General features: G+C 38.3%; 14 protein-coding genes and 2 pseudogenes. 8 read left to right on the top strand and 8 right to left on the bottom strand.

Annotation, left to right across the window (positions count from 1 at the left end; translation table 11 throughout):
- The first annotated feature begins 392 nt into the window (after positions 1-392).
- From dnaK to OLM58_RS15945, 5 genes are all read left to right on the top strand, one after another.
- The gene (gene dnaK, locus OLM58_RS15925; protein WP_017496558.1) at positions 393-2,276 is read left to right on the top strand and encodes a molecular chaperone DnaK; all 1,884 of its coding nucleotides are present in this window, start codon (positions 393-395) and stop codon (positions 2,274-2,276) included.
- Between the two features lie 177 nt (positions 2,277-2,453).
- On the top strand, positions 2,454-3,035 hold the full coding sequence (locus OLM58_RS15930) for a helix-turn-helix domain-containing protein (protein WP_264529709.1): 582 nt from the start codon (positions 2,454-2,456) through the stop codon (positions 3,033-3,035).
- On the top strand, positions 3,032-4,291 hold the full coding sequence (locus OLM58_RS15935) for a site-specific integrase (protein ID WP_070906641.1): 1,260 nt from the start codon (positions 3,032-3,034) through the stop codon (positions 4,289-4,291). Before OLM58_RS15930 ends, OLM58_RS15935 begins: the two co-directional genes overlap by 4 nt.
- Entirely contained in the window at positions 4,288-5,037 is a 750-nt protein-coding gene (locus OLM58_RS15940) for a hypothetical protein (protein WP_070906640.1), read from the top strand. The genes OLM58_RS15935 and OLM58_RS15940 overlap by 4 nt, the downstream gene beginning before the upstream one ends.
- A gap of 107 nt (positions 5,038-5,144) precedes the next feature.
- Positions 5,145-5,477 (top strand): helix-turn-helix domain-containing protein, encoded by a 333-nt coding sequence (locus OLM58_RS15945; protein ID WP_070906639.1) that lies wholly within the window; start codon positions 5,145-5,147, stop codon positions 5,475-5,477.
- Between the two features lie 310 nt (positions 5,478-5,787).
- On the opposite strand, the pseudogene OLM58_RS15950 reads toward OLM58_RS15945, so the two are convergent.
- The 5 genes and pseudogenes from OLM58_RS15950 to OLM58_RS15970 form a co-directional block, all read right to left on the bottom strand.
- Positions 5,788-7,008: pseudogene (locus OLM58_RS15950) on the bottom strand (cryptochrome/photolyase family protein).
- Positions 6,965-7,102 (bottom strand): DUF2256 domain-containing protein, encoded by a 138-nt coding sequence (locus tag OLM58_RS15955; RefSeq protein WP_083342491.1) that lies wholly within the window; start codon positions 7,100-7,102, stop codon positions 6,965-6,967. The pseudogene OLM58_RS15950 and the gene OLM58_RS15955 overlap by 44 nt, the downstream one beginning before the upstream one ends.
- Positions 7,103-7,110: 8 nt before the next feature.
- A complete protein-coding gene (locus OLM58_RS15960; RefSeq protein ID WP_070906636.1) occupies positions 7,111-8,511 on the bottom strand; it encodes a cryptochrome/deoxyribodipyrimidine photo-lyase family protein in 1,401 nt (466 codons plus the stop codon).
- A gap of 25 nt (positions 8,512-8,536) precedes the next feature.
- Entirely contained in the window at positions 8,537-9,142 is a 606-nt protein-coding gene (locus tag OLM58_RS15965) for a flavin reductase family protein (protein ID WP_070906635.1), read from the bottom strand.
- Positions 9,143-9,173: 31 nt separating this feature from the next.
- On the bottom strand, positions 9,174-9,464 hold the full coding sequence (locus OLM58_RS15970; RefSeq protein ID WP_070906634.1) for a TIGR03643 family protein: 291 nt from the start codon (positions 9,462-9,464) through the stop codon (positions 9,174-9,176).
- 175 nt (positions 9,465-9,639) lie between these two features.
- Here OLM58_RS15970 and OLM58_RS15975 point away from each other — a divergent pair, with 175 nt between their 5' ends.
- Positions 9,640-10,323: an SDR family NAD(P)-dependent oxidoreductase gene (locus tag OLM58_RS15975; protein WP_070906633.1), complete on the top strand. Its 684-nt coding sequence runs from the start codon at positions 9,640-9,642 to the stop codon at positions 10,321-10,323.
- Between the two features lie 11 nt (positions 10,324-10,334).
- Positions 10,335-11,750, top strand: coding sequence for an SDR family oxidoreductase (locus tag OLM58_RS15980; RefSeq protein WP_070906632.1), 1,416 nt, complete (start codon positions 10,335-10,337; stop codon positions 11,748-11,750).
- A 113-nt stretch (positions 11,751-11,863) separates the two neighbouring features.
- On the opposite strand, the pseudogene OLM58_RS15985 reads toward OLM58_RS15980, so the two are convergent.
- The 3 genes and pseudogenes from OLM58_RS15985 to OLM58_RS16000 all read right to left on the bottom strand — a co-directional run.
- Positions 11,864-12,049: pseudogene (locus OLM58_RS15985) on the bottom strand (cold-shock protein); the annotation flags it as partial.
- A gap of 147 nt (positions 12,050-12,196) precedes the next feature.
- The gene (locus tag OLM58_RS15990) at positions 12,197-12,457 is read right to left on the bottom strand and encodes a hypothetical protein (RefSeq protein ID WP_070906631.1); all 261 of its coding nucleotides are present in this window, start codon (positions 12,455-12,457) and stop codon (positions 12,197-12,199) included.
- A 527-nt stretch (positions 12,458-12,984) separates the two neighbouring features.
- Entirely contained in the window at positions 12,985-13,590 is a 606-nt protein-coding gene (locus tag OLM58_RS16000) for an NAD(P)-binding domain-containing protein (protein ID WP_070906630.1), read from the bottom strand.
- Between the two features lie 220 nt (positions 13,591-13,810).
- Here OLM58_RS16000 and OLM58_RS16005 point away from each other — a divergent pair, with 220 nt between their 5' ends.
- Positions 13,811-14,476 carry an IS6 family transposase gene (locus OLM58_RS16005; RefSeq protein WP_070906629.1) on the top strand — a complete coding sequence of 222 codons (666 nt, stop codon included), beginning with the start codon at positions 13,811-13,813 and terminating at the stop codon, positions 14,474-14,476.
- Positions 14,477-14,739 lie beyond the last annotated feature (263 nt).

The following is a 14,739-nucleotide window of genomic DNA, read 5'->3' on the forward strand; positions in this document are numbered from 1 at the left end:
TAATTTGTTAATGTTGCTTATTGTTATTTCTTCTTTTAAGATTTTATCTTTAAAGTTTAAAAATCAATCAAAAAGAGAAAGTTGAATTTTGTTTGATTAAACGGGGACTCTATTATTTTTCAAATGTAGCATGTTTTGCTGTAAATAAGAGACTCGACGGGGCTTTTTGTACGGTTGTTTTATGACTTAATGAATTGTCAACTCCGTTAATAATGACATATAAAATGATGTTATGCCATGTATGTCAGGTTTTAAAAATGTCATGTTGTCAGATGATTATTGTCGTGCCAATAGTAAAACTGACAATTTACTTTGGTTTTTTATATTGGCACAAAGATTGACTTATGCCACCTGAGTTATAAAATGTATATCAAAAATTAAATATATAAAAAATGGGTAAAATAATCGGAATTGACTTAGGTACGACGAACTCTTGTGTTTCTGTAATGGAAGGTAACGAAGCAGTTGTTATCCCTAACGCAGAAGGAAAAAGAACTACACCATCTATCATCGCTTTTGTTGAAGGTGGAGAAATTAAAGTAGGTGATCCTGCAAAAAGACAAGCAGTAACGAATCCTACAAAAACGATTGCTTCTATTAAACGTTTTATGGGACACACTTTTGCTGAAACTCAAGAAGAGGCAAAAAGAGTTCCTTACAGTGTTGTAAAAGGTGACAACAATACTCCACGTGTGGATATTGACGGTCGTTTATACACTGCTCAGGAGTTGTCTGCAATGACACTTCAAAAAATGAAAAAAACTGCTGAAGACTATTTAGGTCAAACTGTAACTGAGGCAGTTATTACTGTTCCTGCTTACTTTAACGATGCGCAGCGTCAGGCTACTAAAGAAGCTGGTGAAATCGCTGGTCTTAAGGTTATGCGTATCATCAACGAGCCAACTGCTGCGGCACTTGCTTACGGATTAGATAAAAAAGGAACAGATCAAAAAATTGCTGTTTACGATTTAGGTGGAGGTACTTTTGATATCTCTGTTCTTGAATTAGGAGACGGTGTATTTGAAGTATTGTCTACAAATGGTGATACTCACTTAGGTGGTGATGATTTTGACCAAGTTATTATTGACTGGTTAGCTGACGAATTCAAATCAGAAGAAGGTATTGATTTACGTTTAGACCCAATGTCATTACAGCGTTTGAAAGAAGCTGCAGAGAAAGCTAAGATTGAATTATCATCTTCTGCTGAAACTGAAATCAACTTGCCATACGTAACGGCTACTGCTTCAGGACCAAAACACTTAGTGAAAAAATTATCAAGAGCTAAATTTGAGCAATTATCTGATACTTTAGTAAAACGTTCTATGGAGCCAGTTGCTAAAGCATTAAAAGATGCAGGTTTATCTACATCTGATATCGACGAAGTAATCCTTGTTGGAGGTTCTACTCGTATGCCAAGAATTGCTGACGAAGTAGAGAAATTCTTCGGTAAAAAAGCTTCTAAAGGTGTTAACCCTGATGAGGTTGTTGCTATTGGAGCAGCTATTCAAGGTGGAGTTTTATCTGGAGATGTAAAAGATGTATTGTTACTTGACGTAACTCCTCTTTCTTTAGGTATCGAAACTATGGGTGGTGTATTGACTAAATTAATCGAGTCTAACACAACTATTCCAACTAAAAAATCTCAAGTATTCTCTACTGCTGCTGATTCTCAACCATCTGTTGAAATCCACGTATTACAAGGAGAAAGAGCTATGGCAGCTGATAACAAAACGATCGGTCGTTTCCACTTAGATGGTATTCCACCAGCACCAAGAGGAGTTCCTCAAATCGAAGTAACTTTCGATATCGATGCTAATGGTATCATCAAAGTTTCTGCAACTGATAAAGGAACTGGAAAATCTCACGATATCCGTATCGAAGCTTCTTCTGGTTTAACAGCTGAAGAAATCGAAAAAATGAAAAAAGATGCTGAAGCTAACGCTGATGCTGACAAAATTGCAAAAGAAAGAGCTGAGAAATTGAACGAAGCTGACAGTACTATTTTCCAAACTGAAAGTCAATTGAAAGAATTGGGAGATAAATTGACAGACGATCAAAAAACAGCTATCGAATATGCTTTAACTGAATTGAGAATGGCACACCAATCTCAAGATCTTGATGCAATCCAAAAAGGATTAGACAATGTAAATGCAGCTTGGAAAACAGCTACAGAAGCAATGTACGCTCAAGGTGGTGAAGGTCAACAAGCAGCTCCACAACAAGAGCAATCTCAAGGAGATAACGTTGAAGACGTTGAATTCGAAGAAGTCAAATAAGTACTGATTAACATCAGTTAATAATAAGTGTTAAACCGCTGTAAACGTAAAGTTTACAGCGGTTTTTCTTTTTTGTTCTTTTTCGTTTATACTGTTTTTTAGTCGTTTTTTATCATAGATTTGTATCATATTTGTACCGGCACTTAAAAGGCGATAATGTGGCACTTATGTATACTTATGGCACTTAAATTGGAGATAAAGGCGATGAAAAGAATAAACAAACAATGTCTTGTATGCGGGGAAGTGTTTCTGCCCAAGACCGTAACTTCTGTCTACTGCTCGTCAAAATGCAGTAAAAAAGCATACAAGCAGAAGATGAAGCAGCTTAAAAATGAAGCAGACATCAAAGCGATGATAGAGAAAATACCGCAGGATAGGGCATTTCTTTCCGTCTCTGAGGCTGGCATGCTTTTTGGAATTGCCAAAAGAACCCTCTACAGGCTTGTGGAGCAGGGAAAAATTCCGTCAGTTAATCTTGGAACCCGCCTTGTAAGGATCGACCGCAGAGTCATGGAAGGGATGTTCAGCCCTGCCCGAAGCCTGCCGCAGGCTGAGAGCGCACCTAAGAAAAAATTATACAGCCTTGAAAGAGAAGACTGCTATTCGATTGGTGAAATTGCTCAGAGATTTCAGATATCTGAGGGTTCTGTCTACAGCCATATCAGGAAATATTCAATACCTACCAGGCAGATCGGAAAGCATGTATATGCTCCAAAAAGCGAAATTGATAACTTGTATAACGGAAATGATTTTATATGAAACAATTAGCAAAAACCAAGGTAACTGTGCGTCTTCGAAAAGCAGAAGACCGAGAGGAATGGTATGTCTACATAGAAAGCTATCCTGTTGAGGTTTCCGGAAAGAAAACGCCACAGAGAATCCGTGAATACTTAAACAGAACCGTAAAAACCGTGGAGTGGGACAAACAGAGAACCGCCCGTACAGATGCGCAGGGCATAAAATCCTATAAGCCCAGACGCAGCGATAACGGAATAATAATAACCAGAAGCGAAACCGACCGTGAAATAATGCTCTATGCTGACGGGGTGCGTAAAATCCGTCAGAAAGAATACGATAATATAGATCTGTACAGTGATGCTGAGAACCTATTGGCTGAACAGAAAGAAAGAGGAAAAGAGGATTTTATCAGATACATTGCTTCTGTAGCAGCTAAAAGACACGCCCGAAGTTCAAAATCCATTCAGATCAATTGGGAGCGGACCAAAGAATTTTTAAAAAGCTACTCTGCAGGCAGTCTGATGTTTTCTCAGATTAACATCAGAATGGCGGAAGATTTTAAACTCTTTCTGCTGGCTGCGCCGCTCGGAGGAGGCAAAAAAGGAATACTTTCCCTCAACACTGCGGCAAGATATTTTTCGATTTTTAAAGCAGCTTTGAAACAGGCCTTTATCGACGGATATCTAACTGTTGATCTGTCTTCAAAAATAAAGGGCATCCCGGAGCAGGAATCAAGACGCGAATATCTTACCATTAAAGAATTGAACGTATTGGCTGAAACGCCCTGTGAGAAAGATGTCCTTAAAAGAGCCGCGCTTTTCTCAGCGCTTACCGGCTTGCGGCATTCCGACATTCAGAAACTCCGATGGAAAGAGATAAGCCTGGAAGACGGCATGGCCAAACTGCATTTCACCCAGAAAAAAACAAGGGGTGTCGAATATATGCCTATTTCTGAGCAGGCTTTGCAGCTCTGCGGAGAACCAAGGCTTCCCGGACAGCTTGTTTTTGAGGATCTGCCGGATCCGTCGTGGATTTCACGCCCTCTGAAAAAATGGGTTGAATCTGCAGGAATTAAAAAAAACATTACCTTCCACTGCTTCCGCCATACATTTGCAACACTGCAGCTGTCCAGCGGGACAGATATCTATACGGTCAGCAAAATGCTTGGGCATACTAACGTAAAAACTACTCAAATCTATGCCAAGGTAATAGATGAAAAGAAAAACAGAGCTTCGCAGGCAATACAATTGGAATCTTTAAAGAAAAGAGCGCAATGAAAATAAAGTACTTCGAATATATTACAGTTTACCTGTCTGTTTTTTTAGTCTGTGTCTTTGTCGGTGTAATCGGAAGACTGGTGCTGCTGGAAAAAGGTGCTGATGAATATACGGCCGGTGTTTTTTTTTGGATCAGCACTGGATTTGGAGTTTTAATGTTTGCAATTCTAAGCCTGTTTCTAAACGAATTGGCTGCAGGAATACTGAATCGTTTTTTGAAGGCTGAAAAAAAGCAATCGCCTGAAAGCCTAATTACAAGTGAGGACCTTGTAAAAATAGAAGAAGGGCTTCAGAATGGTTTAATTAAGCCCGAAATGCCTGAAAAGAAAAATTCAGCCCTTGATATTGAGAAGATAAGGGAGGAGCGTCAAAATGCAGTCAGAAATCAAAAACAGGAAAGGATTGATACAGCCATCCGTTATGCACAGCAAGAGTTCGCGATGTATGCATCGGATGATGATTTGAAACAGTTGAGTAAGAATATAATTATATATGCTGAAGAAATAAATTTCGAAAAGATTAAACCAGTAAAAGTAAAAGATCTGTCCAATCTCGATCTGTATCATTTTGGCTGGAATATTTGGAATTGTTTTAAAGTCAGTAAACAGGACAGAGCTGCACATTTTTTAAAATTAACTTTTGCTGACGCTTTAAAAGATGTTGAAGAGAACAGTATTAAAACGCATCTGAAAGATGATGAACAGAAAGGGCTTATAAAGATAATAGAAGATTTTACAGATTTTTAAATACCAATAGGTATAAAGCACTGTATTTTTCAAGTGTTTTTGCTGTGAAGAAGGACACAGCAAAAACACTTTTTTCATTTGCACCATAACTGTTAAAAACGATGGCTATGGACATAAACGAAATCTCTTTTGAGAACCTGCCCAAAGCAGTAGCACACATAGTGAAAGAAATTGCCGAGATTAAACTTATGATTCAGAATATACAGGTATATGAATCTAAAGAAAAAAATATTCCTATCGGCATTGAAGAAGCAAGCCGGCTGATAGGAAAAGCAAAGCCTACAATTTACGCTCTTGTGAGACAGAGAAAAATTCCGTGCTATAAATATGGTAAAAAGCTGTACTTTTTTGAAGAAGAGCTTTTAGAATGGATCTCTAAAGGGAAAAAGAAAACAATACAGGAAATCGAATCAGAAGTATTGAAATATAATCATAATTGAAATAAATAGATGGATTATAGCCCGCAAGAATATTTATTTCAATCCATTACAGTATCAAAAAGATTTAGTACAAAGCGATAAGTTATCTAAAGAAAAATACAACATCTGTTTCAAGGAGAGCAGGATTCGAACTTTCAGATTGGAAACCGCTGTATATCTCACTTTTATCTATGTCTTGAACCTCTGTGCACCGATTCTGCACCAAATTCAATTTTTTACTTTTTCAATATTTTATTATCACAAAGCTTTGTATACTAGCGAATTAAATTAATAGACAAGTAGTATTATTCTTTTTTGTATCACAAATATATTAAAAATACTGAATATTTCCGATTAAGAAATTAAAGCTCTGTGACAGTCGCAGAAAAGGTATCAACTCCAGATGTGCGTAGGCAAATGTCAGAGACTGCTTTATGGCATCTTTAAGGCAGTTCATTTTTGTTTTTACTGTCCAGTACCAATTGGGCAGTTTTTCTTTATTATGGAAAAAATTCAATGTGGCAAATTCTGGCATTTTAAGCCAGTAAATACCTCTCATATATTCGCGCCAGCCGATAATCTGCCTCACAAAACCTTCTAACTGATTGTAGGCAATAATTTCAGGTTCTTTCTGCCATGCTGCAATTGCTGCCTGGATGACTTCAGCGGGAGAAATCATTTTTGTATTTAATGAAAAAGACAATCTGGAATGGTACAGTGACCACTCGTTTGGAGCCATAGCATCCTGATAAGTGCCGAATAAAGGCAGACATTCGGGAACAAAAAAATCAAGCACTTCAAGAGATTGTTTCCGGTTTATAGGCCAGATAAAGTTATTGCTCTCAATGGTTCCCATAGTTTTAATATCGGTTTTTAAAATCTCCTGCACTATTTCAGAAACATTATTATTAAAAACGAAAGGCGTGGTGGGCTTATGATTTTTAGGCATTTTTTTTCTGTTTTCATCGTCATAATTCCACTGGCCTGCGATCGGATTATCTCCAGAGATCAGCAATTGATGTTTTTTTCACATGGCACGATAAAAGCTTTCCATCAAAAAAGTTTTTTTTCCTTCAAAGAATTTTCCGAGTTCATCACGGTTACTGAAAAAATGCTCGGTATCATAAACTTTAAAAGCAACAGAAAGTTGTGAAGTAATATTTTTCAATATCAAATCTACCCGATATTCATCTGGAAGCTGATATTCGAATCTTGTGTAATGATCTCTTTGTATAATAAAAAACAGATTTTCTTCAAGAGACTGTAAATTGTCCTGATCGTTTATTTTCAAATAAATACATTGATGTTTTTTGGATTCCAGGAAACTGGAAAACTGGCGCATTGCGGCAAAAAAGCCCGCTATTTTTTGAATGTGGTGTGTGACATAATCCGTTTCTGTCCGGATTTCCATCATTATATAGGTAACAGAATCGTCTGTTTTTTCAAACCATGAATGATTGCAGTTCAATTGGTCGCCCAGAATCAGCCTTAAAGTTTTACTGCCCATATTATTTGTGTATTCTGCATTTATCACTGCAATATTTAACTTCATCCCAGACCTTTTCCCATTTCCTTCTCCATGAAAAAGGACGATTGCAGACCGGACAGATTTTACTTGGCAGGTTTTCTTTTTTTACTTTTCGCATAAAAATGGCTAGAGAATATTTTCTTGTTTTTTTCGGATACTACAGATAGCATCACTGGCATATTTTCTGGTTTCTTCAATATCCACAATCGGAAACGGATAATCCTTTCCAATTTCACATTCGTAGAGCTGCTGATCAATCGAACCTAACTTCCAGGGCTCATGAATTAAGAGGGGAGGGATATTAGCGAGTTCGGGAATCCATTTTTTAATAAAAATCCCTTCACTGTCATGCTGATCAGAGTTTTTAATGGGATTATAGATTCTAATAGTTCCCGTTTCGGTCACGCCCGCCTGCATCTGCAGCTGCGGATAATGGATTCCCGGTTCATAATCCAGAAATTGCAGCGCTAAAAAATGAAGCTGGCGCCAGTCCTGCCAGAGATTAAAAACAAAAAAGGACACTACCAAGGCTCGCATTCTAAAATTGATAAATCCCGTTGCAGTTAAGCACCTCATACAGGCATCGACAATGGGAATGCCTGTTTGCCCTTTCTGCCAGGCTTTAATGTAATTTTCAATTTTAGGTTTTATCAGTACATCAAAGCTCGGGTCTATGTTTTCAAATTCAATACGGCAGTCGCTTTCAAATTTCTGCATAAAATGACAGTGCCAATGCAGTCTGGAAACAAAGTTAAGCATGGCTTTCTGGTTGGGTGAACCTTGATAAAACTGATTGGTATAGTGATAGTCCATCCGCATGCTGATATTTCCGTAGGCCAGATAAGGCGAGAGCCTGCGGCAGCTTTTTCGGCTCAGACCGGGTTTGGAAATATGCCTGCTGTAATTAACGTGTCTTTCCTCGGCAAAACTTTTTAAATAACGCCACGCCCAGTATTCACCGCCCTGCTGGAAGTTTTTATTATGAGTTGTAATAGCTTCGGAAAGTGTTTTTCCCTTTAGGTTTTGATAAAAACCTGCATCTAAATCTTCAAATTTAAAAGTATTCAGGTCGATCATTTTTGGGTCAGCCCGCATTACCTTTTCCCAGCGCTCATCCCAGCCCTGTCTTGATTTGAGTTTTCTAATTACGCCATGCAGCTGGGATTGTTTCCACAAAATGCTTTGGATGTCAAAAAAGGACTGCATGGCTATATCGCGGTCAAATGTGATTTTAGTGCCAATTTCCTGATGCGAAAAGACTGTTTGAACTTCGTAAATACGGCAAAACTGCTCAAAAACGGGCTGCACTTCATTATGAAAATAATAGATATGCGCCCCAATTGATTTTAGTTTAGACTGCATTTCTTTTAAGCATTCATACGCAAACCTCCAGTGGCGCACATTTGAATCGTTACGTGTCATTATTGAAGGCTCAAAGAAATAAAGCAAAAGCAGCGGGATATTCTCCTGCTGCGCCATAAAAAGGGGCTCATGATCTGTAGAACGAAGATCACGCTTGAACCACATAATATTAACTTTTTTTTATTCAATTTTAAAGCAATGATGTAATTTCCTTATCGGGTTTTGCATAAGATAGCCGGGCGAGCTGTATGGTTTTATGATAACTGTCCAGACCCGAACAGGTAATGGTATTGGCTTTTTCAAGATCAACAAATCCATCTGGAGATACGCAGTCTTCAGGAATATAGATTTGAACAATTTCGCCGATAATCATAGTGGTATTGTTAATCGAAATATCAATTTTCTCTTTAAGTTCAATTCGCATCTGAATCAGGCTTTCCTGTACAAAAGGAGCCTGAAAGCCGTTTTTAAATTCAGGGGTGAGGCTCACTGCATCAAATTCAGATACAGCGGCATCATAGCGCGCGGAAGTCTGGTGCGCTTTTTTATAAATCGATTCATTGATATGGTTTAGGGTATAAAAACCGGATTCTAGAATATTGCTTAAAGTATCGCGCTGCGGCGGACTAGGCCTGAAAATTACATCGATCAATGCAGGATTGGCTCCGATATGAAATACAGAACTAAAAATAGATACGTTCGTATTTCTTGAATGGCTTTTGGTTCCAATAAGCGAAACACTTTTAAAGCCGCCAATACTATTGATCAGATGAGCTATTTTGCGGCTTTCCAGCATGTCGATATCTTGTGAATGCAGAAACTTTTTTTCATCTTCGTTTTGAAATTTTATTGTTGGAAATCACGCGCTGTCTGCTGCATTTAAAACGGTCGATTTCAGAAGGACGCTTCGCTGCATGCTTGGTTCTGCAGTTCTCCACGCGTTTGCGCCATAATTTATAACTGCTGAATTTCAGTTCTTTTTTCATCAAAGCCTTTACATCGGCCTCAGATAAATGAAACTGAAACTTTATGGCATCAAAGGTGGTTCTGTCTTCCCATGCCATTTCTATAATGCGGTCCAGTTCAAGGGCAGAAAAGCTGCTTTGTTTTGTATTCATATCGATACGCTGTTACGAACTTTTTTTCATTTGTAATAGTGCTAAGGTACTTAATTAGATTTATTTTGTTTAATGTTATTTGGTAAAAGTTAAACAATTACTATCTTTATAATGAAAATCAATTATTTAGTAAGATGATATCTGAAGGAAGTACAATACTTTAAATTTTAGAATAATGGAAAAAATAGTAGTTATTGGGGGCAGCAGGGGAATTGGCAGCGCCGTAGTGCTGCAGCAATTAGAAAACAGGCAGGTTTATAATATCAGCAGGACTGCTCCTGAGATTTTCCATCCCAATTTAATCCATTATGGGGCTGATGTTCTGCATGATGATCTTCCGGAAATTGAAAGTATTGATGCCCTTATCTATTGTCCGGGATCGATAAACCTCAAACCTATTTTAAGTCTGGGTGCTGATGATTTCAGAAATGATTTTGAAATTAATGTTATTGGCGCTGTAAAAGCCATTCAGCATTATCTGCCGGCTTTAAAAAAAGGAACTAATCCGTCGATTGTGCTTTTCAGCACCGTAGCGGTAAAACTCGGAATGCCTTTTCATGCCAGTATTGCAGCTGCAAAAGGCGGGGTAGAGGGGCTTGTAAAATCGTTAGGGGCAGAACTGGCTCCCAAAGTCCGCATCAATGCCATTGCGCCTACGATCACCGAAACTTCGTTGTCAGCTTCGATCCTCAGAAATGAGCGCATGAAAGAAAATATGATAGAGCGCCATCCGCTTAAAAATTATTTAAAACCCCGCGAAGTGGCGCAGATGGCAGATTATCTTATCTCTAAAGCGGCAGGATCAATTTCGGGCCAGATTTTTCAAATGGATTATGGTCTGGTCAGTTTTAAAATGTAATTTATACAAAGATGAAAATTCTACTCACAGGCGCAACAGGATATATTGGTAAGAGGCTGTTGCCTTTACTGCTGGATCAGGGACATGAAGTAATCTGCTGTGTGAGGGATAAGAGCAGGTTTTATTATCCCAAAAGAGATACAAAAAACATCCATCTTCTTGAAGTTGATTTTTTAGATGCAAAAAGCGTGGAAAAAATCCCTGATGATATCGATGCGGCCTATTATCTGATTCATTCCATGTCAGGGGCGGTTAACTATGATGAGCTGGAAAGTATTTCGGCTCGTTATTTCAAGGAGAAAATAGACAGAACAGCCGCAAAACAGATTATTTATTTAAGCGGAATTGTAAACGATAAATCATTATCCAAACATTTATCATCCAGAAAAGCAGTAGAGGAAATTTTAAAGAATGGAAAAACCCCGACCACTACACTAAGGGCTGGGATTATTGTGGGATCCGGGAGTGCTTCTTTTGAAATTATACGTGATCTGGTTAATAAACTCCCCGTGATGATTACTCCAAAATGGCTCAATACCAAATGCCAGCCTATTGCTATTGGGGATGTTTTAGAGTTTTTAATCCGCTCACTGCTAAACCCTAAAACCTATAATGAAAGTTTTGATATCGGCGGTCCCGATATTCTGACCTATAAAGAAATGCTCCTGGGGTTTGCCCGGGCAAAAAAACTAAAAAGATATATTTATACACTGCCGGTCATGACGCCAAAATTGTCATCGTACTGGCTTTATTTTATTACTTCAACTTCTTTTAAACTGGCTTCGGCATTAGTAAGCAGTATGAAAGTAGAAGTCGTTTGCAGTGACAGCAGGATTAATGATTTATTAAGTGTTAAGCCAATGAATTACGAGATGGCGCTGCAGAGGGCACTCACAAAGATTAACGAAGATGCAGTGGCTTCGAGCTGGAAAGATTCACAGATCAGCGGACAGTTTAAAGGAAGTGTGGCTTATTATCTAAAGGTTCCTAAAAAAGACTGCTTTATTGACAGAAGAAAAAGAAAAATCATTGACAGGGATGCTGTGATATCTAAAATATGGTCTATCGGCGGGGAAACCGGATGGTATTACGCAGACTGGCTCTGGAGCCTGCGCGGCTTTATGGATAAGATTGCCGGAGGTGTGGGAGCAAGAAGGGGAAGAACCAGTAGACATGAAATTCATGCAGGAGATGCACTCGATTTCTGGCGTGTGGTATATGCTGACAAGAAAGAAGGAAAATTAATTTTATATGCCGAGATGAAACTGCCCGGAGAAGCGTGGCTTGAATTTAAAATTATTAATAATAAATTGTACCAGGCCGCGACTTTTAGACCTAAGGGAATATTGGGCAGGCTGTACTGGTATTCAGTGCTGCCTTTTCATGGTTTTATTTTCAATGGAATGATTAATGAATTAACACGTTAGATATATTTAATCATGGCATTATATGAAGAGTTTTTTTTATTCATATAGCCTGTGTTTAAATAAAAAAAGCATCTGCTTTAGGCAGATGCTTGATAAACTAATTTTATAGTAAATTATGCTATTACTACGTTCACTGCGTTTGGACCTTTGCGTCCTTCCTGCACGTCATAACGCACCTGATCATTTTCACGGATATTTTCCGACAGCCCTGAAACGTGAACAAAAACTTCGTTTCCGCCATCTGTGGGTGTTATAAAACCAAAACCTTTTTCTTCATTGAAGAATTTTACTGTACCTTCCTACATGTTAAATATTTAATTTACACAAATGTAGCGTATTAAATAACAGGAAACTGAAAAAAGATTTTTAATTGTGTTTTTCTTAACGTAAGTCAATCCGCGGTAATGGGCATAGGCTTAATAAATGCGATTTTCAAGGGGAAAACTTCACTGCTGGAGGCTGTTTTCTAATACCTGTGAAGGGGCAGGGAGCCCTAATTCTTTGGTCGCTGATCGTATGTTCCTGAAAAAGCCAACGCTGTAAGAACATTTTGCATAGCAGATCACATCAAAATTCTGTTCTGTGAGCTCTTCTATTTTTAAATCGGTTATCGCAAGGGATTCTGATGTTTTTTTGTTAATGGCTTTTCCCAGAATCCTGTCCTGATAATATTGTGAAGGCTGCTCTGCTTCTTTTAGGGTATACATATGCCGTTGGTTTTTATCAAAAATACAAAAATAACTGCAGATTTTACGCTGTCTGTCTTTAATGCGGCAAAACGGTGCACTTTAAGCTGCAGGGCTTTGTTTTTTAACATCCCCGATCTTGATACGTACCATTTTAATAATTATATTTGATCTGGAAAGACCATCATTTATAAACATCAGATTTTTTTACAATGCAAAAAGAAGTACGATTCAAGGTGAGAAAAGATCTGGACCCGCAGGAGCAACAGAGGGTCATTAAATTAAAAGGAAGCCTTATTTCCAAAGGCTACACCGAAATTATACATATCAGGGACCAGGGCGAGGAGTTTCATCTCAATACTTTTAGACCCCGGCGGGTAAACGAAATGAAGCGCAGCAGTATATTGCGGCCTTTATCAGCGAGGAGAACCTCTGTCAGACCATATCAAAAGCTTAACTAACTTAATTCAGTTTTTTTTATTCATGCCCGCCTGCTGTACACAGGCGGGCTTTTTTTGCTTTGACACTGCGCGCCGGATGCTCTATTTTTAATTCAGTTGATCAGCAAAAGGGCCGGCCGGGGGCGCTGATATGGATTTTAAGTTCATTGCTGTATTTTGGACCTTCAGTCTACCGGTAAGGTCAATGGGCAGAAAGTCCAGTGTTTTAAGAAAATTCCGGATACCATTTCCCGAAGCTTTATGACTAGATATGAAAAACAGCTCCTGCCTGTTTGTATGGGCTGTGGTTTTAACTGCTGGTTTTAGGCTCACCGGGGTAAAGAGTTTTACGATATGCGCCTCAGGAATTAAACAGACGGTAATCCTGTAGGTCATACCATGGGTGATGCCCGATAAAAGCGAGCCGGGATCAAAGATCAGGCTGCTGGTATGTACGATTATTTTCCCTGACATATCAGGCAGGTTTGGCAGTACAGACTCCAGATCATCCTTTGGAAGGAACAAAAGTATAATGTCTGCCGCCGCGGCCTGCTCAAGGGTGCCAAGGGCCGCAGTTGCGCCCATTGTTTTAACCGATTCCCTTATAAGGCTGTTACCCTGGGGATTGTGCAGGGTTATTTTATATCCTGCCCTGGCAGAGCGGATGGCCAGCTTAAGGGTAAGGCTGCCGATTCCTATGATTCCAATTTTCATAATTGTTTGGGTTTAATTACAGATCTCAGAGTACTGAATCCGGCATCTTGTCTTTATTAAGAATGCCGGCTTGTAATAGAAAATTTTTAAAATCAGACTAAAATTAGTACAAATTCCTGATTTTGCATGTACGTATTTTTACCTGTTTTTGATTTTTGCAGCAGGGTTCTGTCGCATCTGGTAATAACTTTTATCTTTAGAACTTTAAACCGATTAAAAGATGAATACTAAAGGTCATTGTTATCCAAAATACATAATTCTTCAGGCAGTATATTTCAAGCTAAGATTTACACTTAGTTACCGGGATGTTGAAGAACTAATGAAGATTAGAGGAGTCATTGTGGATCATGCCACGATCCAGCGCTGGGTTTATAAGTTTACACCTTTGATTGAGTCAGAGATGAAGAAGATAAAAGGCAGAGTGGGAGCGAGTTGGAGATTGGATGAGACATATATCAAAGTAAAAGGTATATGGTGTTATTTATATCGAGCAGTAGATAAATTAGGTAATACGGTTGACTTTCTTTTGACTAGAAAAAGACAAAGAATGAGTGCTCAGTCATTTCTAATTAAAGCAATTGATAATAATTACCGGCTAAGAGTCATAAAAATTGATAAAAGTAGTTCTAATATCGCAGCGATCAAAGTATATAACAAACGTTCATTCTCAAAGATTAAAATCCGGCAGTGTAAATATCTCAACAATATTGTAGAACAGGATCATCGTTTTATAAAGTGGCGTATACAAAATGGATTAGGTTTCAAAAGTTTTGAATCGGCCAAAAGAACATTGAGCGGAATTGAAGTTGTGAATATGCTTAGAAAAAATCAGATGGTCAAACCAGGGAAATCTATGTTTAAATCATTCTGCAAACTGGCGGGCTAAATTTTAAATTGCTTAAAATTTTATATTTGATTCTTCGAGATGCGACAGAATCGGCAGTTTTCTCTTTAAAATTGCGGCCATAACTTTTCGATTCTCTTTCATGCTCTAAAGTTAAGATTTGGTTCTTAACAGCAACTCCATGCTAAGCAAGCACATCCAATGCTTTATCAATTGCATTAGGTGCAGACAGCGAAATGACATTTTCTTTTCGCTGTATCACCGAAATAATATGGTTTAATGGAGATGCCATTTCAGTTGCAATA

This window comes from Flavobacterium sp. N502540 (genome assembly GCF_025947365.1).
In the GTDB taxonomy this organism is placed as follows: domain Bacteria; phylum Bacteroidota; class Bacteroidia; order Flavobacteriales; family Flavobacteriaceae; genus Flavobacterium.